At 67.9% G+C, this 21,291-nt stretch carries 16 protein-coding genes and 1 riboswitch; of the genes, 12 read left to right on the top strand and 4 right to left on the bottom strand.

Annotated features, from left to right (window positions below; genetic code table 11):
- Positions 1–319 precede the first annotated feature (319 nt).
- Positions 320–997 carry an ion channel gene (locus AC3A3Q_RS11130; protein WP_487586314.1) on the bottom strand — a complete coding sequence of 226 codons (678 nt, stop codon included), beginning with the start codon at positions 995–997 and terminating at the stop codon, positions 320–322.
- 122 nt (positions 998–1,119) lie between these two features.
- Positions 1,120–2,997, bottom strand: a complete 1,878-nt coding sequence (gene thiC, locus AC3A3Q_RS11125; protein WP_487586313.1) for a phosphomethylpyrimidine synthase ThiC — start codon at positions 2,995–2,997, stop codon at positions 1,120–1,122.
- A 51-nt stretch (positions 2,998–3,048) separates the two neighbouring features.
- Positions 3,049–3,150, bottom strand: a riboswitch (TPP riboswitch).
- 119 nt (positions 3,151–3,269) lie between these two features.
- Between thiC and AC3A3Q_RS11120 the strand changes: the two genes are divergently transcribed.
- The 4 genes from AC3A3Q_RS11120 to AC3A3Q_RS11105 are packed head-to-tail and all read left to right on the top strand — an operon-like array spanning position 3,270 to position 7,954.
- The gene (locus AC3A3Q_RS11120; RefSeq protein ID WP_487586312.1) at positions 3,270–3,647 is read left to right on the top strand and encodes a DUF805 domain-containing protein; all 378 of its coding nucleotides are present in this window, start codon (positions 3,270–3,272) and stop codon (positions 3,645–3,647) included.
- Entirely contained in the window at positions 3,634–5,868 is a 2,235-nt protein-coding gene (locus tag AC3A3Q_RS11115; RefSeq protein ID WP_487586311.1) for an FAD-binding protein, read from the top strand. The genes AC3A3Q_RS11120 and AC3A3Q_RS11115 overlap by 14 nt, the downstream gene beginning before the upstream one ends.
- Before the next feature lie 18 nt (positions 5,869–5,886).
- A complete protein-coding gene (locus AC3A3Q_RS11110) occupies positions 5,887–6,936 on the top strand; it encodes a hypothetical protein (protein ID WP_487586310.1) in 1,050 nt (349 codons plus the stop codon).
- Entirely contained in the window at positions 6,926–7,954 is a 1,029-nt protein-coding gene (locus AC3A3Q_RS11105) for an alpha/beta fold hydrolase (RefSeq protein WP_487586309.1), read from the top strand. Before AC3A3Q_RS11110 ends, AC3A3Q_RS11105 begins: the two co-directional genes overlap by 11 nt.
- A gap of 46 nt (positions 7,955–8,000) precedes the next feature.
- Here the strand turns inward: AC3A3Q_RS11105 and AC3A3Q_RS11100 are convergent, their stop codons facing one another.
- Both AC3A3Q_RS11100 and AC3A3Q_RS11095 read right to left on the bottom strand, forming a co-directional pair.
- The gene (locus tag AC3A3Q_RS11100; protein ID WP_487586308.1) at positions 8,001–9,125 is read right to left on the bottom strand and encodes a hypothetical protein; all 1,125 of its coding nucleotides are present in this window, start codon (positions 9,123–9,125) and stop codon (positions 8,001–8,003) included.
- Positions 9,126–9,218: 93 nt separating this feature from the next.
- Positions 9,219–9,878 (bottom strand): CPBP family intramembrane glutamic endopeptidase, encoded by a 660-nt coding sequence (locus tag AC3A3Q_RS11095; protein ID WP_487586307.1) that lies wholly within the window; start codon positions 9,876–9,878, stop codon positions 9,219–9,221.
- A 388-nt stretch (positions 9,879–10,266) separates the two neighbouring features.
- Here AC3A3Q_RS11095 and thrA point away from each other — a divergent pair, with 388 nt between their 5' ends.
- From thrA to AC3A3Q_RS11055, 8 genes are all read left to right on the top strand, one after another.
- On the top strand, positions 10,267–12,816 hold the full coding sequence (thrA, locus tag AC3A3Q_RS11090) for a bifunctional aspartate kinase/homoserine dehydrogenase I (RefSeq protein ID WP_487586306.1): 2,550 nt from the start codon (positions 10,267–10,269) through the stop codon (positions 12,814–12,816).
- Positions 12,813–13,790, top strand: a complete 978-nt coding sequence (locus AC3A3Q_RS11085) for a homoserine kinase (RefSeq protein ID WP_487586305.1) — start codon at positions 12,813–12,815, stop codon at positions 13,788–13,790. Before thrA ends, AC3A3Q_RS11085 begins: the two co-directional genes overlap by 4 nt.
- 135 nt (positions 13,791–13,925) lie before the next feature.
- A complete protein-coding gene (gene thrC, locus AC3A3Q_RS11080; RefSeq protein WP_487586304.1) occupies positions 13,926–15,212 on the top strand; it encodes a threonine synthase in 1,287 nt (428 codons plus the stop codon).
- Between the two features lie 337 nt (positions 15,213–15,549).
- Positions 15,550–17,295: a dihydroxy-acid dehydratase gene (gene ilvD / locus AC3A3Q_RS11075; RefSeq protein ID WP_487586303.1), complete on the top strand. Its 1,746-nt coding sequence runs from the start codon at positions 15,550–15,552 to the stop codon at positions 17,293–17,295.
- A complete protein-coding gene (gene ilvC, locus AC3A3Q_RS11070) occupies positions 17,219–18,376 on the top strand; it encodes a ketol-acid reductoisomerase (protein WP_487586302.1) in 1,158 nt (385 codons plus the stop codon). The genes ilvD and ilvC overlap by 77 nt, the downstream gene beginning before the upstream one ends.
- Positions 18,376–20,115 carry an acetolactate synthase 2 catalytic subunit gene (gene ilvG / locus AC3A3Q_RS11065; protein WP_487586301.1) on the top strand — a complete coding sequence of 580 codons (1,740 nt, stop codon included), beginning with the start codon at positions 18,376–18,378 and terminating at the stop codon, positions 20,113–20,115. Before ilvC ends, ilvG begins: the two co-directional genes overlap by 1 nt.
- Positions 20,099–20,335: an ACT domain-containing protein gene (locus AC3A3Q_RS11060; protein WP_200608666.1), complete on the top strand. Its 237-nt coding sequence runs from the start codon at positions 20,099–20,101 to the stop codon at positions 20,333–20,335. The genes ilvG and AC3A3Q_RS11060 overlap by 17 nt, the downstream gene beginning before the upstream one ends.
- Positions 20,332–21,288 (top strand): aminotransferase class IV, encoded by a 957-nt coding sequence (locus AC3A3Q_RS11055; protein WP_487586300.1) that lies wholly within the window; start codon positions 20,332–20,334, stop codon positions 21,286–21,288. Before AC3A3Q_RS11060 ends, AC3A3Q_RS11055 begins: the two co-directional genes overlap by 4 nt.
- The last annotated feature ends 3 nt before the right edge of the window (positions 21,289–21,291 follow it).

Raw genomic sequence — 21,291 nt, 5'->3', positions numbered from 1 at the left:
CATCCTGTCGGATGGCGTGGCTGGCGATATTGGGTCGGTGGGTCGGGGCATGGATCCAAAATGGTGAACAGCAAGCTGAACAGCCGTCATGTGCCGTTCGGTCAGGATCCATCCAATTGACCGACTCGGCAAAATGCCCGGGCGGGTAAGGGCAAACGCTGGTCAGGCCAACATTCTAACGTCCCAGAGGCTTAATCCCGTTCATTCGGGGTGGCTCCAGGCCCTCTCTCGCCGACGTACTACAGAAATCTCTGTTCCAGAATTCGCGCTTCGGCGCGTTTTTTTTGCCCGCGACCCGGCGCAGGCCGCCGCGGCACCCTTATTTGCGCAGGATGGTCAGCCCGATCAGGCGCGACACGACTACCGCTATGTAGGCCACGCCGGCGAACTGCTCCAGCATCACCAGCACACGCGCCGGCGACGACAGCGGCAGGATGTCGCCCAGGCCGGTGGCCGACAGCGTGGTGAAGCTCAGGAACAGCAGCTCCAGCCAGGTCCGTGGCTGGTCGGGATTGACCGCACCGGTGAAGCTTCCCGGATACATCGCCTGGCAAACGAAGTAGATGTAGGCGAAGCTCCAGGCGAGCAGGGTAAAGGTGGCGCCGGCGGCGAACAGCTCGTCGGTGGTCACCTTGTGGTCGCCCAGCATGTAGGCGATCAGGCTGCAGGCGGCGTAGAGGTACAGCAGCGCTTCAAACGCGGCCGAGAGGGTGACCAGGGAATGGTCGTCGATGACGACGGCGATCACCGACAGCAGGAATGCAGGCGCGGCCAGCACCAGGGCGATCCAGGTCCTGGCCGGGCTGTTGTTCACCACCAGCACGGCCAGCACCATCACCACCACTCCGAACGCGCCGAACAGCACGCGACCGGAACGCATCTCGTCGAACAGCGGGTACAGCACCAGGCTCAGCAGCTGCGCGGCGAGCAGGAACGCCGATGGATTGCGCCGTGCCTTCACGCGCCAACGCATCCAGCCCATGCGGGTCTCGCCCATCTCGCCCTGCCCTGTCCGTGTGAATGCGGCAGAGCGTAGCCGATCTCCTGCTTTGGCAGCGTGGTGCCCTTACAGCGTGGCGCCACCATCGCGTGGTGGCGGCACGGCTGCGCGGCCGGCGATCAGGCCTTGTGGTAGACCTGCGCGCCCTGGGCGAGGAACTCGGCCGACTTCTCGGCCATGCCTTCATCCAGCGCGACCTGTTCGTCGACACCATGTTCCTTGGCGTAGTCGCGCACGTCCTGGGTGATCTTCATCGAGCAGAAGTGCGGGCCGCACATCGAGCAGAAATGCGCGACCTTGTGCGCGTCCTTGGGCAACGTCTCGTCGTGGTACTCGCGGGCACGTTCCGGATCGAGGCCGAGGTTGAACTGGTCCTCCCAGCGGAACTCGAAGCGCGCCTTGCTCATCGCGTTGTCGCGCGCCTGTGCACCCGGGTGGCCCTTGGCCAGGTCTGCCGCGTGCGCGGCGATCTTGTAGGCCATCAGGCCTTCGCGCACGTCATGCTTGTTGGGCAGGCCCAGGTGTTCCTTCGGCGTGACGTAGCAGAGCATCGCCGTGCCGAACCAGCCGATCATTGCCGCACCAATGGCGCTGGTGATGTGGTCGTAGCCCGGCGCGATGTCGGTGGTCAGCGGGCCGAGCGTGTAGAACGGCGCTTCGCCGCACTCGGCCAGCTGCTTGTCCATGTTCTCCTTGATCAGCTGCATCGGCACGTGGCCGGGGCCCTCGATCATGGTCTGGACGTCGTGCTTCCACGCGATCTTGGTCAGCTCGCCGAGCGTTTCGAGTTCGCCGAACTGGGCCGCGTCGTTGGCATCGGCAATCGAGCCTGGGCGCAGGCCATCGCCGAGCGAGAAGGCCACGTCGTAGGCCTTCATGATCTCGCAGATGTCTTCGAAGTGTGTGTAGAGGAAGTTTTCCTTGTGGTGCGCCAGGCACCACTTGGCCAGGATCGAACCGCCGCGCGAGACGATGCCGGTGACGCGCTTGGCGGTCAGCGGCACGTAGCGCAGCAGCACGCCGGCGTGGATGGTGAAATAGTCCACGCCCTGCTCGGCCTGTTCGATCAGCGTGTCGCGGAAGATCTCCCAGGTCAGTTCCTCGGCGCGGCCGTCGACCTTCTCCAGTGCCTGGTAGATCGGCACGGTGCCGATCGGCACCGGCGAGTTGCGGATGATCCATTCGCGCGTTTCGTGGATGTGCTTGCCGGTCGACAGGTCCATGACCGTGTCGGCGCCCCAGCGCATCGACCACACCAGCTTCTCCACTTCCTCGGCTATCCCTGAGGACACGGCCGAATTGCCGATGTTGGCGTTGACCTTGGTCAGGAAGTTGCGGCCGATGATCATCGGCTCGCTTTCCGGGTGGTTGATGTTGTTGGGGATGATGGCGCGGCCGCGGGCGACTTCGTCGCGCACGAACTCGGGCGTGATGATCTTCTGGATGTTGGCGCCGAAGGTTTCACCGGCGTGCTGGCGCAGCAGGTGCGCCTCCCGGATCGATTCCAGTCGCTGGTTCTCGCGGATCGCGATGAACTCCATCTCCGGGGTGACGATGCCGCGGCGGGCGTAATGCATCTGGGTGACGTTGGCACCGGCGATCGCACGGCGCGGCAGCGGACGGTTGCCGAAACGCACCGCATCAAGCTTGGGATCGTGCTCGCGCTTGCGGCCGAACTCCGACGACAGGCCGGTCAGTGCTTCGGTGTCACCTCGCTCGGCGATCCACTGCGCACGCAGCGGCGCCAGGCCCTGCGCCAGGTCGATCACCGCGTTGGCGTCGGTGTAGGCGCCGGAGGTGTCGTAGACGGCCAGCGGCGCGTTGTCCTCGCCGCCGAACATGGTCGGCGTGCGCGCCAGCGCGATCTCGCGCATCGGCACGCGAATGTCCGGACGCGACCCTTCGACGTGGATCTTGTGCGAGCCCGGAATCGGGCGGGTAACGTCGGCCGACAGCTGCTCAGCCTGGCGGACAAGTTCGGAGGGCACTGCATTCATGGCGTTCGTCCGGATGGGGGCGGGACGAAGCGGCGGCGCGCACCGCGGCCGTGGCGGTGTCGCGAAGCTTCCCTACGGCGGTCTCAACCGCATCAGGTTCGAAGGGTCTGTCTCAACCCGCGCCACCTGGCGCAGGTACCCCCGCTTCAGTGCGCATTTGACCATGCCCCGGCCGCGACGGCCAGCAATGTGCCGCCCGTTGACCGCCCGGGGGACGCCATGCCTAGTATTCAGCCGGCCGGGAAAGGCACCTGACGGGGGGTTGGGGACAAATGACGGAATGGATCCTGGGATGGACCCGGTGGCAAGGTCGCCTACGGCGACGCAGCCTGCTGTGGCGGGCGATAGCCGCCAGCGCGGTGTTCACCGTCCTGTATGTGTTTCTCGAGCGCGTGGCCGGCAGCGCCAGCACGCTGGTGCTCTACCTGCCCTTCTTCGCGGTCCTGTTGTCGCTGTCGGTACGGCGCCTGCACGACCAGGCCCGTTCCCCGGCATGGCTGCTGGCGTTGCTGGTGCCGGTGCTCGGCCCGCTGCTGGTGGCCTTCCTGCTGGTGTTCGCGCGCGGCACCGCGGGCGACAACCAGTACGGCGAGGATCCGCGCACGCTGGGGCGCGACTACCTGAAGGTGGCCGCCATTGAACCGGGCTGAGCGCGCCGGGGTCATCGTCAACGACGTGACCGGCCTCAATCCGGTCCGGGTGTGGGCGGTGGCGACGCCGACCAGCATCGACGAAGTGCGCGAGGCCGTGCGCCGCGCCGACGGCCCGATCTCGGTCGGCGGCGGCCACTTCAGCATGGGCGGGCAGACCGCCAGCCCGGGCAGCCTGCACCTGGACATGCGCGCGCTCAACCAGGTGCTCGAGTTCCACCCCCAGGATCGCGTGATCCGCGTCCAGGCCGGTTGCCGCTGGTGCGACATCCAGCGCTTCATCGATCCGCATGACCTGTCGATCCAGATCATGCAGACCTACGCCAACTTCACCGTCGGCGGCTCGTTGAGCGTGAACGTGCACGGCCGCTACGTCGGCCTGGGCCCGCTGATCCTGTCGGTGCGATCGATCCGCATGGTCCTGGCCAATGGCGACCTCGTCGATGCCAGCGCGGAACGGAACAGCGAGCTGTTCCACGGTGCCATCGGCGGTTACGGCGGCCTCGGCGTGATCGTCGAAGCCGAGCTGCAACTGACCGACAACACGCGTGTGCAGCGCGCGCATGCCTGCATGCCGACCCGCCGCTACGCCGGCTATTTCCACGAGCGCGTGCGCAGCGATGGCGAGGCGGTGTTCCACAACGCCGACCTCTATCCGCCCCATTTCGAGCGCGTCCGCGCAGTGACCTGGCGGCGCACCAGCAACGCCGTCACCGTGCCGCAGCGCCTGCAGCCGTTGCGCCGGCACTTTCCGCTGCACCGCTACTTCTTCTGGGCCTTCACCGAGTCGATCGGTGGCAAGTGGCGGCGCGAGCACCTTCTCGATCGGCTGATCTACTTATCCAGGCCGGTGCACTGGCGCAACTACGAAGCCGGGTACGACGTCGCCGAACTCGAGCCGGAATCGCGCAAGCGCAGCACGTATGTACTGCTGGAGTACTTCGTCCCGGTCGCGCGCTTCGACGAGTTCGTTGCGCGCATGGCGGAGATCCTCAAGCGCCACCGCGTCAACATGGTCAACGTGTCGGTCCGCCATGCCTTCGCCGACCCGGGTTCGATGCTGGCCTGGGCGCGCGAGGAAGTCTTTGCCTTCGTCCTCTACTACAAGCAGCGCACGCGGGCGAACGCCAGGGCCCGGGTCGCGGTGTGGACGCGCGAACTGATCGATGCCGCGATCGCCTGCGGCGGCACCTACTACCTGCCCTACCAGCCCCACGCCACGCCGGCGCAGTTCCACCGTGCCTATCCCCGCGCCAGCGAGCTGTTCGCGCTCAAGCGCCGCGTCGATCCGGATTTCCGCTGGCGCAACGTGTTGTGGGACACCTATTACTCAGCCACGCCCGAGCATCCGATGAACCTGGCTTCCAGCACTCCCCTCGGCGACTTCGAAGCCGTCTACGGCAACACGCGTGGCAACGACGACTTCTACCGCTTCCTGCAGACGATCTATCGCCTCTACCCAGAGGACCGCTTCCATGCGCTGATCCAGGAAGAGACGCGTGCGCAGCGCCACGACGAGGGCATCTACCGCGCGCTGCAGTCGCGACTGCCGTCGATCAAGCCGTTCCTGTCGGAGCTGACCTACGCGATCCCGTCGCTGTCCCGGCAGAAGCGCGAAATGTCGCGGCAGACACTCGAACTGCTGGGGCAGCGCCGACGCTTCGACGGCTACATGGAGATCGGCAGCACCGGCCGTTACGTCAGCGACCTGCGCCGCCACCTCGACCTGCGCGGAGACCTGGTCCTGGTCAACGACGTCGCGCCCGGCTTCTCGCCGGTGGACATCGTCGAGCGAGGGCGCCTGCGCAAGCTGGGTCGGTTCGTGCCGATGGACGACTACGCGCCGATCGCGGCCAGCGTCGGCGATGCCAGCATCGAGCTGGCGACCTGCTACATCGGCCTGCACCACATTCCGCTCGACCGTCTCGATGCGTTCCTCGCCTCGCTGCAGCGGGTGGTCAAGCCCGGCGGCCTGCTGGTCGTTCGCGACCATGATGTCGGCGACGACTACATGCGGGCGCTGGTGTCGCTGGCGCACGCGGTGTTCAACGCTGGCCTTGGCGTGTCGTGGGAAACCAATGCGCGCGAGCTGCGGCACTTCCGCACCATCGACGAGTGGGTGGTGATCCTGAGGCGGCACGGCTTCGAGCTGACCGGGCCGCGCCTGCTGCAGGACCACGACCCGACGCTCAACACGTTGCTGTGCTTCCAGCGGAGCTGACCGATGACATTGGCGCGCATGAAGTCACTGCGATCGCGCGTACTCGCGACCATCGTGCTGTTCGCGTGCGCCACCGCCGCCCTGCCCCAATCGCGAACGGACGCGCTGACGGCGCTGGAGAAAGACCGTCGCGGTGCCGACCAGACCTACCTCACCTTCCCGGAATGGTTCCTGGTGTTCAGCCCGGACGAGTACGCGGACGTGCTGCAGGCGTCACAACCGGCAAGCTCGTTTCCGTTCTTCAGCCATGTCGGCCAGTTCTGGGGCGCCTACCGGCAGATCATCGGTGCCACGCAGGGCAAGTATCCGTTCAACGGCGAGTACCACACGATGATCGTGGTGATCGGCGTGAGCACGACCGTCGAGTACGCGATCAAGGGCGTCTACGAAACCCTCGTCGGCCGTCTGACCGAGCTGACCTCGTCACCGAACGCCACGCCCGAGGACAGGCTTGCGACCGAACAGGCGCGCGCGTACGTCGACTTCATCCGTGTCCGGCCCTGGTACGAGTTCGATTTCGTCACGCCGTTGAAGACGCTGTGGACGCAGACACCGTGGTGGGGCCACGACGCGCTGCGCAAGTGGGAACGTCGCTACGCACTGACCAGCGAGTGGATCGTGAAGGCCGGCTATGCCGCGCTGATCAAGCAGGCGACGCGCTCGACGTTCGAGGCGCCGCGTGCCACCACCGTGGCGGTGGTCGAAGGCCTGCCGGACGGCATCGAAGGCAAGCTGCCCGAACTGCGGCGGTTGTACCAGGGCGGTGGCCGGCAGGCGCTGGTCGAGGTCCCGCGCTACCAGACATTCACCGATTATGCGACGACGCTGTCGCAAGGCGGCAGCCGCTTCGTCGAGATCGCCGGCAACCGCGGCCTGATCCTGGTCAGCGTGGTGGTGCCTGTCGCGCAGCCGGTCCACCCGGATGCGCACGTGCTGATCCGGCAACCGATCCTGACCCGCGCCGGTTTCGAGCGCCGCGTGCTCGAGGTTCCGGTCGCGCGGCTGGATGCGCTGCTGTCCAGCCAGGTCGCCAGTGGCGAGCCGGTGGAGCACGTCTTTGACTACTAACGCACGCGGTGCGTTCGCCTGGCCCCTGCGCGTGCTTGCACTCGTGCTGCTGGTCCTGGCGCTGTACGTGCTTGCCAGCCTGTCTTACGGCTTCGTCCACGAGCGTGACGCGCTGGTCGCGAGCGCACCGGCCGGGGGCACGTACACCAGCGTCGACGGCGTGATGGTGCATTCGCAGGCCACGGGCCGCGCCGGCGGCACGCCGCTGTTGCTGGTGCACGGCACGGCCGCATGGAGCGGCACCTGGTTCAGCCTGATCCCGGCCTTGAACCGGGCCGGCTACCGCGTGATCGCCGTCGACCTGCCGCCGTTCGGCTACTCGGACAAGTCGGTCGATGTCGATTTCAGTCGCGCCGCGCAGGCAAGACGACTGGTCGGCGTGCTCAACCATCATGGCGTCGATCGCGCGATCGTCGTCGGCCACTCGTTCGGTGGCGGTCCTGCGTTGGAGCTGGCACTGGTCGCGCCGACGCGCGTGAGCCAACTGGTGCTGGTCGATGCCGCACTCGGGCTCGATTCGCGATCGGCGCCCGATTCGGTTCCCTGCCGCGCCTTTGCGGTCGCGCCGTTACGCCACACGATGCTCGCCGCCACTGCAACCAACCCGCTGTGGAGCAGGAAGCTGCTGGCGAGTTTCGTCGCCCGAAAGGAAGCGATCACGTCGGCCCGGCTCGCACAGTACCGCCGACCGTCCAGCGTCGACGGTGCCACTGGTGCACTGGGTGCATGGGCCTACCATTTCGCGTGCATGCCCGAACAGGGCTTGAGCACCGAGCCGGCCGGAATCAGCCGATTGCAAGTGCCACTGACCTTGGTGTGGGGCACCGAGGATACGGTCACGCCGATGTCGCAGGCCCACCGGCTGCAGGCGCTCGTGCCGCAGTCGCAGTTGCGCGTGATCGAACGGGTCGGGCATATCCCGCATATCGAAGACCCTGCCGCCTTCGAGTCCGTGCTGGTGCGGGAGCTGCATGGCAGCGCCAACGCCCCGACAGTCGCGGCATCGATCCTGCACTGACGAAGTGTGCGCCCGGCCCAGTTCGGGCCGGGCGCGAACGACGACATCAAGGGTTGCGGAACGTCCCCGAGCAGTACCTGAAACCGCCCTTCGACAGATTGAAGCGGCCGCAGTCGGTGTCGTAACTGTCGCCGATGGCCGTGATCTGGAATCCGGCCAGGGTCACGCCGTTGAGGTGATGGAAGCTGCCGTTGGATTTCAGTGACCAGTGCTGGTGCGGTCCTGTCGACTGGCCGCCGTCGCACAGCGCCTGCTGCCGGTTGTTGGCGGGATTGGCGATGGCGGCGTTGGCCGAGACGGTAGCGCCGGTGCCATAGCGGATGTTTGACAGGTGGTAATAGGTCGTCGACCAGCCGCCGTCGTGCACTACTTCGGCGAAGCACGACGAATGGCGCTTGAACTGTCCGTCCGCCGACGCCGCCACCCACACATTGTCCTGGTCGCTGCCCCAGCCGCCGCCCAGCGACATATCCAGCGATGACATCGGGAAGCTGCCCGAGCCGGTATTGGTATGAGCGCCGCCGACGTGCCATCGCTCTCCGCGCGGGAATGGAAACTGCAGGAGGACCGCGGCTGCCCCGCTGTTCGCGCTGGGCTGGAAATGCGGCGAAGGCGCCTTGGCCTTTCGAGGTTCGTTGAACAGTCGAGCGTAGACCTGCTGGAACTCCGTGTCGCCTCGCAGCACGGCTTCGGCCCGGCCTGCTCCAGCCAGGGCGAACAGTGACTGCAGCGGGCTCGTGCGCGACAGTGGCACCGGGCCGGTGGTGCCTGCGGAGTCGCGTTCGTACATGGCCTCGCGCAATGCCAGTGCCATGTCCCGGGTCTGCGCGTTGAAGTCGTCGCCGTCGGCGAGGGCACCAAACGGGCGCCGCATCGCGTCTGGAGTGGGGCGCTGGCCGGACACCACGCCACTTTGCAATTCCATCAACGCGATCAGCACCTTCGGACTGACGCCGCTGTAGCCGGCCCAGTGCGAGATCGATTCGGCGTGACGACGCAGGTGCGGCGCGTGCTTGGCCAGATAGGCGACGATGTCGAAATCGAACATCTCGTCATACGAGTAGACGAGGTCCTCGCTGCCGAGTTCACCCGCCTGCGCCACGCCAGGCGCGCTGGCGAGGAAGCCCAACATGCCACACACGACGAGTCCCTTCGAGAAGATCCCTTTCATTGCATGCTCCTGTGGATGATGAGCATGCTGGACATAGCATGCTCATCCCAATACATCGGTGCCTGCGGCTGGAACGCGACATGCACCTGTGGATCAGGCCTCGAGTAGCAACACCGGCACGATATCGGCCAACATGTGCGCGAACACCACGGGCCAAAGCCGGCCGGTACGCATGTAGAAGACGGTCACCGCCAGGCCGAATGCAAGGATCCACAGGACGCCGACAGGTCCCTGGTACAGGTGATAGAGGATCCGCACCAGGATCGATACGCCGATGGCGATCGAGGCACCTTGTTCGCGGAGGCTGCGGGCCAGCACGCCCAGCAGGAAAACTTCCTCGAACGTGCCGTTGACCATGGCCAGCGCGATGGTGGTGGCCATCGACACGCCACTGAACGAGAACGCCACCATGCCCGCGTTTCCGTCCTCGCCGGCGAACGGTGCGGTGACGAGGTAACCCGCCAGCAGCGTCGCGGCATAGAGAATCGTGCCCACCACCGTACCGCGCCAGTCGGGTTGCGGATACAGCGAGGCAATGTCGAAATCCCGGCTGCGCAGGTACACAAGCGCACACGCTGCAAGCACGATCTCAATGACAACCGTGGCGACGTTGCCGGCATCGGAGAACGTGGCCTGCGGAAATCCTGCCAGCACGGACTGGGTGGACGCCACGATGAAAAGGCCGAAGCAGATCGTCGCGACGGTCGCCGCTTCGCCGATGCTCAAGGTGGATCGAAGCAGTGATTCGTTCAAGCTGATGGCGCCTGCACAGGACCGTGCACGGGCGCGCGCCAGTGCCGTGGAGTTGGACGATGGACCCCATTCGTGCCGCCGGCGCTCACCGCGGCGTCCCCATGGGTATCTGCCTCGATGCTACGTGGCTGGCCCCGGCGGACGCAAAAGAGCGTTCTCTTGTCACACATGTCCCCGTTACAGATGCAACTGTTGACAGCCCCCGGAACCGCGTGATCTTCTCGCCTCCATGACGCATCGCAACATTGCGATTACCACTGGTACCGGTACCACTCCTTTCGGGGTGCGGACGGGCGTGTCCAGTTGATTCAGACCACGCCTCCGCACCCGACCCGGGTGCGCAGGTGTGCACCCGGACCGGAAGCGGGGCCCACAAGGAGCCCGAGCCATGCCTTCCGCCGATGCCGCACCGCCCGACCGCAATAAACGCGCAGTGCAGTGCCACGTCCACAAGTTCGGCGGCAGCAGCCTTGCCGACGCCGGCCTGTATCGTGTCGCCGCCGGCCTGCTCGATGACCAGGCCAGTACCCGTGTCGTGGTGGTGTCGGCGATGCAGGGCGTCACCGATGCGCTGATTTCCCTGGTCGCCGCTGCTCGCGCGGGCCAGGACTGGGCACCCGCCTGGGAAGCATTGCGGCAGCGGCACCGTGCCGCGGCCGATGCACTCGACGGCGACGGTGGCCAGAGGCTTCAGGCGGCATTGGACGAGGAGTTCGAGTCGGTGCGTGGCGAGCTGGCCGCGATCGCCTTCGACAGCAATGCCGCGGAGCCGCTCGCGGCGGCACTGCCCGGTTGGGGCGAAGTCTGGTCGTCGCGACTGATGCACGCCGCGCTTGCCGCGACCGCACCGGGCTGGCTGCGGATGGATGCGCGCGACGTGCTGGTCGTGCATCCCGGCGAGATGGGCATGGCGGTCGACTGGCCCGCCAGCCGCACGCGCCTGGCCCAGTGGCGCGGGCTTAACGGCAACGGCCACGTAGTCGTGACAGGTTTCGTTGCGCGCGATGCGCAAGGGCGCGCCACCACGCTCGGTCGCAATGGCAGCGACTACTCCGCGGCGATCTTCGCCAACCTGTTCGACGCCGACGCGCTGACGATCTGGACCGACGTCGACGGCGTGCTGTCCGCCGACCCGCGGCTGGTGCCCGAAGCGGTCTGCCTGCCTTCGATGTCGTACGCCGAAGCGTGCGAGCTGGCCTACTTCGGCGCCAAGGTGCTGCATCCGCAGACGCTGGCGCCGGTGCAGGAGCGCGGCATTCCGCTGTGGATCCGCAATACCCGCCGGCCGCACCTGCCCGGCACGCTGATCAGCCCGAAGAGCGATCCCGATGGCGCGCCGGTGAAAGGCCTGAGCCTGGTGCGCGACATGGCCATCGTCGAACTGGTGGGCAACGGCATGGTCGGCGTGCCGGGCGCGGCCGAGCGGCTGTTCGGCGCGCTGCGCGGGGCCGGCGTGTCGGTCACGATGATTTCGCAGGGATCCTCCGAACATTCGATCTGCTGCATCGTGCGCGCCGACCAGGCGCAGCGTGCGCGCGATGCGGTCGCCGTCGCCTTCGCCGATGCCATCGCCGACAGCCAGGCGCAGGGCGTGACCCTGACCGACGGCATCGCCGTGCTGGCCGCGGTCGGCGATGGCATGGTCGGCACGCCAGGCGTGGCGGCGCGGCTGCTTGGCGGCCTGGCACAGGCACGGGTGAATGCCCGTGCGATCGCTCAGGGCGCGGGCGAGCGGAACATCTCGGTGGCCATCGGCGACAAGGACGCGACGCGAGCATTGCGCGCCGCGCACGCCGCCTTCTGGCTATCGCCGCAAACCCTGTCGGTCGGCGTGATTGGCCCGGGCCAGGTCGGCCGCGCACTGCTGTTGCAGCTGTCGGCGGCACTGCCGCAGCTGCGCAAGCGCTCCGGCCTCGACCTGCGCCTGCGCGCGCTCGCCAACAGCCGCACGATGCACCTGGACGAACGCGGTATCGAGCCGGCGGACGCGGTCGCACGCCTGGACGGCGGCGCTGCCGAGGCGGTAGACCTCGAGCGTTTCGCCAGCCACGTCCGCGGCGAGCACCTGCCGCACGCGCTGATCGTCGACTGCAGCGCCAGTCCCGCCGTCGCCGCGTTGTATCCGCGCTGGCTCGCCGCCGGCATCCACGTCGTCACCCCGAACAAGCACGCCGGCAGCGGCGACTGGACCCGCTACAGCGCGATCCAGGACGCCAGCCGCAGCGGCGGCGGCCGCTTCCGCTACGAGGCGACGGTGGGCGCCGGCCTGCCGGTGATGCTGACGCTGCGCAACCTGCTCGACACCGGCGACGAACTTTTCGGCATCGACGGCATGCTCTCGGGCACACTGGCGTGGCTGTTCAACCGTTTCGATGGCAGCGTGCCGTTCTCGCAGCTGGTCCGCGAGGCGCAGGCGCTGGGCTATACCGAACCTGATCCGCGCGACGACCTGTCCGGCCTCGATGTCGCGCGCAAACTGGTGATCCTGGCGCGCGAAGCCGGTCGCGTGCTGTCGCTGGAGGATGTCGAAGTGGAGAACCTGGTGCCACAGGCACTGCGCGCGGTCAGCAGGGACGAATTCCTCGCGCGCCTGGATGAAATGGATGCGCCGATGCTGGCCCGCTACCGCGAAGCCGACGCGCAGCAGCGCGCATTGCGCCATCTCGCCCGCCTCGACCGCGATGGTCGTGCAAGCGTCGGCGTGGTCGCCCTGCCGCGCGAACACGCCTGCTGCCATACCCGCCTGACCGACAACCTGGTGCAGTTCAGCACCCGTCGCTATGCCGACAATCCGCTGGTGGTACAGGGCCCGGGCGCGGGTCCCGACGTGACCGCCGCCGGCGTGTTCGGCGACGTGCTGGCGATCGCGCAATCGCTGGGCTCGCCGTGCGGGATGCCGCAGCTGCATGCCGGCGTGCCGGTCGAGGCGCACGCATGAGCGTGGGTATAGAAGTCCCATCGGACGCGGCCATCGCCGGAAATCGCCTGCAATGCCGCGCGTTCGCGCCCGGCAGTGTCGGCAACATCGGCGTCGGCTTCGACCTGCTCGGGCATTCCATTGCCGGCGTTCGCGATGTCGCGGTGGTGCGTCGCATTGCACAGCCGGAAGTGCGGATCGTGGCGATCCGCGGCGATGTCGCCGGTGCCGACACGCTGCCGCTCGAGGCGGCACGCAACACGGCCGGCCAGGCGCTGATGTCGTTGCGCGCCGCGCTCGGCCTGGGCCATGGTTTCGAGCTGGAACTGGAAAAGGGCATCCCGCTCGGCTCCGGCCTCGGCGGTTCGGCCGCGTCCTGTGTGGCCGCGCTGGTCGCCGCCAATGCATTGCTCGATGCGCCACTGCCGCGCGAAGCGCTGTACGGATTCGCCCTCGACGGCGAGTCGGTGTCCAGCGGCAGTCGCCACGGCGACAATGTCGCGCCGATGCTGCTCGGTGGCGTGGTGATGGCCACTGCGACGCGGATGATCCCGCTGGCGGTACCGGAGTGGCTGCACGCGGTGGTCGTCCATCCCGACCAGATGCTCGAAACGCGACGCGCCCGCGCAGTGCTGGCCGAACCGTACCCCTTGTCGCTGGTGGTCGAGCAGAGCTCGCACCTGGCGCTGTTCCTGACCGGGCTGCAACGTGGCGATGCGTCGCTGCTGCGCGAAGGCCTGCACGACCTGCTGGTGGAACCGCGCCGCGCGCCGCTGATTCCCGGCTTCGTCGAGGCCAAGGCAGCGGCGCTGGACCATGGCGCGCTGGGCGCCAGCATCTCCGGTGCCGGGCCCAGCACGTTCGCGTGGTTCGCATCGAAGTCCGAGGCCGAAGCGGCGGCGCCGGCGATGCAGGCAGCGTTCGCGCAGGCCGGATACGGCTCGCGCGCGTACGTCACGCCCGTGGCGGGACCGCGGGCGGATGTTCTGCTCTGACTCGATTTGCCTGTCACCCGTCATCCCCGCGAAGGCGGGGACCCAGTGACGTGGATTTCGGCATTCTCAACAGCAACGTCACTGGGTTCCCGCCTTCGCGGGAATGACGGGTGACAAACTCATGCAACGAGCCCCATGAACTTCTCCAGCACGCGCCGCAACACGCCCCCCACGTCCATCGACCAGGCCCTTGTCGCCGGACTCGCTCCCGACGGCGGGCTCTACGTGCCCGAGCGAATCCCGACGCTTACCGTGCAAGCCGGGGCCACGCTGGCCGACACGGCGCACGCGGTGTTGGCGCCGTACTTCGCCGCTTCGTCACTGCGCGAGTCGCTGGCGGCGATCTGCGAACACGCCTACTCCTTCCCTGCTCCGCTGCGTGGAATGACTGGCGAGGGCGACCACCTGCTCGAGCTGTTCCATGGACCGACGGCCGCGTTCAAGGACTATGCCGCGCGCTTCCTCGCCGAGTCGCTGTCACGTCTGCGGCCGCAGGACGCACCGCCGACGACGATCCTTGTAGCGACCTCGGGCGACACCGGCGCGGCCGTGGCTGCAGCCTTCCACCGCCGTCCGGGTTTCGAGGTGGTGATCCTCTACCCCGAAGGCCGCGTCTCGCCACGCCAGGCGCATGGCCTGGAATGCTGGGGCGCCAACGTGCGTACCTACCGCGTCGCCGGCAGCTTCGACGACTGCCAGCGCCTGGCCAAGCAGGCGTTGTCGGACGAAGCGTTGCGGCAGTCGATGTCGCTCAGCTCCGCCAACAGCATCAGCCTCGGACGCCTGCTGCCGCAGGTGGCGTACTACGCACACGCTGCGCTGGAGTTCTTCGCGCGCAACGGCCAGCCACTGAACTTCATCGTCCCCACCGGCAACCTCGGCAACGCCTGCGCGGCCTTCCTCGCACGGCGGATGGGGTTGCCGGTCGGCGATCTGGTCCTGGCCAGCAACGCCAACGACGTGCTGCCGCGCTACTTCGCCGGCGGCGACTACGCACCCCAGGCGACGCGCGCGACCCTGGCCAATGCCATGGATGTCGGCGCGCCGAGCAACTTCGAACGGCTGCGCTACTGGCATGACGACGACACACAGCTACGCAGCGCATTGAAGGCATTCGCGGTCGACGACGCCACCATCACCGCGACCATCGGCGAGGCGCCACGACGCCATGGCATCGTGCCCTGCCCGCACACCGCCACCGGCCTGCATGTGCTCGAGCAGTTGCGAGCGCAAGGGGATCGTCGCCCCTGGGCGGTGGTGGCCACGGCCCACCCGGCCAAGTTCGAAACCATCGTCGAGCCACTCGTCGGCCATGCCGTCGAGCCACCGCCGGCATTGGCGGAAACCCTTTCGTGGCCGGCCTTTGCTCAGTCCCTGGCCGTCGATTACGCCGCACTGCGCGAGCGATTGCTGAAGCGATGAGCCGCTCGTCGCAACCTCGCGCTGTTTCATACGAAACTGTTGACATGCCCGCGCCGGGCATGTTTACCTCGGTTCCATGACGCAGCGCAACAACCACCCGCAGACCACTCAGGCCCGGCCGCAAGGCACGGCCGAGTCGCTGCGACTTGCGTTGACCCTGACCGCATCGGCGGCACTCATTCTTGTACTCGTACTTATTACCGGGCATGCCAGCGCGGGGTACGGGTTCGTGTAAGCAACACCACACCACCCAGGTCTGAAACACAAAGACCCCGCGCCCGAAACGGCGCGGGGTTTTTGTTTTTGCGGACCTGGATTCCACCGAGGACTCCAGTTCGTGAGAAGCAACGCCATCAAGCAGGGCCCCGCACATGCACCGGCACGCGCGATGCTGCGCGCCACCGGCCTGGACGACGCCGCGATCGCGAAACCGCTGGTCGCCGTCGTCCACACCTGGTCGGACGTGTCGCCGTGCAATTTCACCCTGCGCGACCTCGCGCAGGACGTGCGCCAGGGCGTGCTCGACAACGGCGGTACCCCGATCGAGTTCAACACCATCGCCGTGACCGACGGCATCGCGATGGGCTCCGATGGCATGCGCTGCTCGCTGGCCTCGCGCGAGACCATCGCCGATTCGATCGAGCTGGCCGTCAGTGGGCACTGCCTGGATGCGATGGTGCTGCTGGTTGGCTGCGACAAGACCATCCCGGCCGCGGCGATGGCGGCGGCGCGGCTGGATATCCCGACCGTGATCCTCTACGGCGGCACGATCATGCCGGGCCGATGTCCGTCGAAGCCGGGAGAGACCGACCGCCCCCTCACCGTGCAGGACGTCTTCGAAGCCGTCGGCGCGCACTCCGCCGGCCGCATCGACGACGCCGAGCTGCACCGCATCGAATCCCATGCCTGCCCCGGCGCCGGTGCCTGCGGCGGCCAGTTCACCGCCAACACGATGGCGATGGTGCTGACCTTCCTCGGCCTGTCGCCGCTGCAGTTGAACGACATCCCGGCGATCCACGCCGACAAGCCGGCCGCCGCCCGGGCTTGCGGCGCGCTGGTGATGGACCGGTTGCGCAACGGCGGGCCGGGACCGCGCGACATCCTCTCCCCAGCTGCGTTGCGCAACGCGGCCCGCGCGGTCTCGGCCACTGCCGGCTCCACCAATGCCGCCCTGCACCTGCTGGCGATCGCGCACGAAGCCGGCGTCGCCTTCGACCTGGAAGAGTTCGAAGCGGCCGCGCGCATGACGCCGGTGATCGCCGACCTCAAGCCCGGTGGCCGCTACACCGCCGCGGACATGTTCGAACAGGGCGGCACGGCGCTGGTCGCGCGCGAACTGCGTACTGCCGGCCTGATCGAGGACATTCCGACCGTCACCGGCCGTTCGTTCTTCACCGAACTCGATGACGTCCCGGCACCGGCGCACCAGGATGTCGTCCGCCCGATCAACGACCCGATCAAGCCGCGCGGCGGTTACTCGATCCTCTACGGCGACCTCGCCCCGGAAGGCTGCATCGTCAAGCTCGCCGGCCACGGCCGCGAGCATTTCGAAGGCACCGCGCGCGTGTTCGATTCCGAGGAAGCGGCGTTCGCGGCGGTGCAGTCGCGCCAGGTCAATGCCGGCGACGTCGTGGTGATCCGCTTCGAAGGACCTGCCGGCGGCCCGGGCATGCGCGAGATGCTCGCGGTCACCGCGGCGCTGGTCGGCCAGGGCCTGGGCAACGATGTCGCGCTGATCACCGACGGCCGCTTCAGCGGTGCCACGCACGGCTTCATGGTCGGCCACATCTCGCCCGAGGCCGCGCACGGCGGGCCGATCGCCAAGCTGCGCGACGGCGACCGCGTGCGGATCGATGTCGGCACGCGCCGCATCGACGTCGATGCCGATCTGTCGACGCGCACCGCCGCGCGCATCGCACCGCGCGTCACCACCGGCGTGCTCGCCAAGTACGCGCGGGTGGTCAGTTCCGCCTCGCGCGGTGCGGTGACTGCGCCGGGCCCGCTCGATGACCGCCGCATCGCCAGCCAGTTGGTCGACACGGGCACCAGCAGCACCACTGAACGCGAGCCCGCGCTCGCCTGACACATCCCGCTTTGAAGTCGCTCGTCCCTGTTCCTCCTTCCGCTTCGAACATCACAAGGACTTTGCAATGACCACCAGCTCCAAACCCCGCGTCGCCATCGTCGGTTACGGCAGCCAGGGCCGCGCCCATGCACTGAACCTGCGCGACTCCGGCTTCGATGTCACCATCGGCCTGCGACCGGGCGGCCCGACCGAGATCAAGGCCAAGGCCGACGGCTTCACCGTCACCACGCCCGCCGAAGCGGTCAGGAACGCACAGCTCGTCGCCGTGCTCACGCCGGACATGGTCCAGCCGCAGCTCTACGGCGAAGTGATCGAGCCGAACATCGCGCCCGGCGCCTGCCTGCTGTTCGCGCACGGCTTCAATGTCCATTACGGCCAGATCACGCCGCGAGAGGATCTCGACGTGGTGCTGGTCGCGCCGAAGGGCCCGGGCGCGCTGGTGCGTCGCGAGTACGAGATCGGCCGCGGCGTGCCGTCCGTCTACGCCGTGCACCAGGACCGCAGTGGCAATGCCGAACAGCTCGCGCTGACCTACTGCGCCGGCATCGGTGGCGCCCGCCAGAACGCCATCCAGACCACCTTCAAGGAAGAGACCGAGACCGACCTCTTCGGCGAGCAGGCCGTGCTCTGCGGCGGCGCGACGAAGCTGGTGCAGGCCGGCTGGGAAACGCTGGTCGAAGCCGGTTACCAGCCGGAGGTCGCCTACTACGAGTGCCTGCACGAGCTGAAGCTGATTGTCGACCTGTTCTACGAGGGCGGCATCACCCGCATGCACGAGTTCATCAGCGAGACCGCGCAGTACGGCGCGCTTACCCGCGGCACCTACGTCGTCGACGACAACACCCGCGCGCAGATGAAGAAGGTGCTGACCGAGATCCAGGACGGCACGTTCGCGCGCCAGTGGATCGCCGAGTACGCCGCCGGCAACGCCAACTACAAGGCGCTCAAGCAGGCCGACCTCGACCATCCGATCGAAGCGGTCGGCAAGAAGCTGCGCGCCAACATGAAGTGGCTGGCGTCGTCACCGCAACCGGCAGCGGCCACCGCGGCGCGCCCGGCGCAGACCGAGGCGGCGTGATGAACGGTGCCCGCTGGCTGGTGCAGGCCCTGGTGACCGAAGGCGTCGATACGCTCTTCGGTTACCCGGGCGGCGCGATCATGCCCTTCTACGATGCCCTGCACGGATCGGACCTGCGCCATGTGCTGGTCCGCCACGAACAGGGCGCGGCATTCGCGGCCAATGGCTACGCACGAGCAAGCGGGCGCGTCGGTGTATGCGTCGCCACCTCCGGGCCGGGCGCCTCGAACCTGGTGACGGGCATCGCCGATGCGATGCTCGACTCGGTGCCGATGGTGGTCATCACCGGCCAGGTGCCGACGGCGCTGATGGGGACCGATGCCTTCCAGGAACTGGACGTGTTCGGCATGACCATGCCGATCGTCAAGCACAGCTTCCTGCCGCGAAAGGTCGAAGACCTGCCGCGGATGGTGGCGGAGGCATTCCGCATCGCCCGCTCCGGCCGTCCCGGCCCGGTGCTGATCGACCTGCCCAAGGACGTGCAGTTCGGCGACGCCTCGCAGTTGCCGGCGCACGTGCCGGCCGACATCGACGATGTGCCCGCGCCCATCGATGCCTCACTGCATGCGGCGCTGGCACTGATCTCGCAGGCGCAGCGGCCATTGGTCTACGGCGGCGGCGGCATCGCGCTGGGCGATTGCGTTGCCGCGTTCCGCACGTTCGTCGACGCCACCCAGATCCCGACCGTGCTGACGTTGAAGGGCCTGGGCGCGCTGCCGTCCGGACATGCACTCAACCTGGGCATGCTCGGCATGCACGGCAGCCGCGCCGCCAACCTGGCGGTGCAGGAAGCCGACCTGCTGATCGTCGTCGGCGCCCGCTTCGACGATCGCGCCACCGGCAAGCTGGCCGAGTTCGCACCGAACGCCCGCGTCGTCCACATGGACCTGGACGCCTGCGAGATCGGCAAGCTGCGCCACGCCGACGTCGGCGTGCGCGGCGACATCCGCACCACGTTGACGGCGCTGACGCTGCCGTGCGCGGCGCACCTGCACGGACGCAACGGCGTCGCCCGCCGCGCCTGGCGCGCGACCTGCCAGCAGCGCGCCCGCGAACATGCCGCGCGTTACGACGCACCGGGCGAAAGTGTCTACGCGCCGTCGCTGCTCAAGCGCCTGTCGGAACTGGCGCCCGATGCGGTCGTCGCCTGCGACGTCGGCCAGCACCAGATGTGGGTGGCCCAGCACTGGCGCATGAAGGAACCCCGCCAGCACCTGACCAGCGGCGCGCTCGGCGCGATGGGTTTCGGCCTGCCGGCCGCGATCGGCGCGCAGATGCAGGATCCGTCGGCGCAGGTCGTGTGCGTGAGTGGCGACGGCTCGTTCCTGATGAACGTGCAGGAGCTGGCCACACTGCGCCGCTACGGCCTGCCGGTGAAGATCGTGCTGCTCGACAACCAGGCCCTGGGCATGGTCCGACAGTGGCAGGAGCTGTTCTTCGAGCGCCGCTATTCCGAGATCGACCTGTCCGACAACCCCGACTTCGTCGCCGTAGCCGCCGCCTTCGGCGTGCAGGCGCTGCACGTCGATCGCGCCGACGGCGTCGAGGCCGCCCTGCAGCAGCTGCTGGCCGCCCCCGGCCCGGCCCTGCTGCACGTGGCCATCGACCAGGCCGCGAACGTGTGGCCGCTGGTGCCGCCCAACCACAACAACGCGCAGATGCTCGATCCGGAAGCCGATGCGCGTGCCGCCATTGCCACCCCCACCGCCGAGGATCCCCGCCATGCGATACCAGCTTGATCTCACCCTGCGTCAGGCCGAAGGTGCGCTGGCGCGTGTACTGGGCGCCGCCGAACGCCGCGGTTTCCGCCCACTCGCTGTCGATGGCGAAGCGCAGCCCGACGGCGACCGCTGGTACCTGCGCCTGACCGTCGAAGGCGATCGCGCCGACACCAGCCTGCAGACCCAGCTCGCCAAGCTCTACGACTGCCTCTCGGTGGAGGTGTCGCCGTGTCAATGACCGTCACCGAGAATCAACAGAGTGTGCGCCAGCGCGGCACCGCGATGCCGCTGTCCATGCTTGACGATGCGCGCCGCCGCCCAACGTCCACCGATACCCCGATGCTGTGGTTCGACGGCGAACTCGCCAGCGCCGACTCGCTGCAGGCACCGCTGACCACGCACGCCATGCACTACGGCACCGGCGTGTTCGAGGGCATCCGCAGCTACGCCACGCGCCAGGGCGCGGCGGTGTTCCGCCTGCCCGAGCACATGCAGCGCATGCGCAAGGGCGCCGAGCTGCTGGGTCTGGATTTCGATGTCGAGCGCGCCTTCGAAGCGACGCTGGAAACGCTGCGCGCCAACGACCATCGCGATGCCTACATCCGCCCGCTGGCTTGGTTCGGCACCGGCAGCATCGGCCTCGACGTCTCGCAGCTGACCCAGCACTTCATGGTCGCGACCATGGCCCAGCGCGTGCACCTGGCCGGCGACCGCACCCGCCTGACGGTGTCGCCGTGGCGCCGCAACCCGGCCAGCGCGCTGCCGCCGCTGAAGCTGTGCGGGGGCTACGTCAACTCGATCCTGGCCAAACGCGAAGCCAAGTCGCGCGGCTTCGACGAGGCGCTGTTCATCGACGACGACGGCAACGTGGTCGAGTGCACCGGCGCCAACGTCTTCATGGTGCGCAACGGCCAGGTCACCGCCGTGGAGCACCGCGACGCCCTGCCCGGCATCACCCGCGACACGCTGATCCAGTTGAGCGGCGCCGAGTCGCGCACCGTCACCCATCACGAGCTCCTCGACGCCGACGAGGTCTTCGTCTGCGGCACGGCTGCCGAGACAGCACCGATCAGCGTGCTCGACCGCCGCGAGTTCGGCGACAACCCGGTCACGCGCGAGCTGTCGGCGCTGTACTCGCGCGTCGTCCGCGGTGAAGAGCCGGCGCATGCCGGCTGGCTGACGGCGGTCTGATGG

It is taken from the genome of Lysobacter sp. Soil_C_59, from assembly GCF_057656415.1.
This window is presented reverse-complemented; position numbering and strand designations above follow the sequence as displayed.

Bases quoted from the DNA above. Each gene is read 5' to 3' on its own strand.
- thrC (WP_487586304.1), top strand. From the start codon at position 13,926: ATGAACTTCTCCAGCACGCGCCGCAACACGCCCCCCACGTCCATCGAC.
- AC3A3Q_RS11100 (WP_487586308.1), bottom strand. From the start codon at position 9,125: ATGAAAGGGATCTTCTCGAAGGGACTCGTCGTGTGTGGCATGTTGGGC.
- AC3A3Q_RS11060 (WP_200608666.1), top strand. From the start codon at position 20,099: ATGCGATACCAGCTTGATCTCACCCTGCGTCAGGCCGAAGGTGCGCTG.
- AC3A3Q_RS11055 (WP_487586300.1), top strand. From the start codon at position 20,332: ATGACCGTCACCGAGAATCAACAGAGTGTGCGCCAGCGCGGCACCGCG.
- thiC (WP_487586313.1), bottom strand. From the start codon at position 2,997: ATGAATGCAGTGCCCTCCGAACTTGTCCGCCAGGCTGAGCAGCTGTCG.
- ilvG (WP_487586301.1), top strand. From the start codon at position 18,376: ATGAACGGTGCCCGCTGGCTGGTGCAGGCCCTGGTGACCGAAGGCGTC.
- AC3A3Q_RS11130 (WP_487586314.1), bottom strand. From the start codon at position 997: ATGGGCGAGACCCGCATGGGCTGGATGCGTTGGCGCGTGAAGGCACGG.
- thrA (WP_487586306.1), top strand. From the start codon at position 10,267: ATGCCTTCCGCCGATGCCGCACCGCCCGACCGCAATAAACGCGCAGTG.
- ilvC (WP_487586302.1), top strand. From the start codon at position 17,219: ATGACCGCCGCATCGCCAGCCAGTTGGTCGACACGGGCACCAGCAGCA.
- AC3A3Q_RS11120 (WP_487586312.1), top strand. From the start codon at position 3,270: ATGACGGAATGGATCCTGGGATGGACCCGGTGGCAAGGTCGCCTACGG.
- AC3A3Q_RS11110 (WP_487586310.1), top strand. From the start codon at position 5,887: ATGAAGTCACTGCGATCGCGCGTACTCGCGACCATCGTGCTGTTCGCG.
- AC3A3Q_RS11085 (WP_487586305.1), top strand. From the start codon at position 12,813: ATGAGCGTGGGTATAGAAGTCCCATCGGACGCGGCCATCGCCGGAAAT.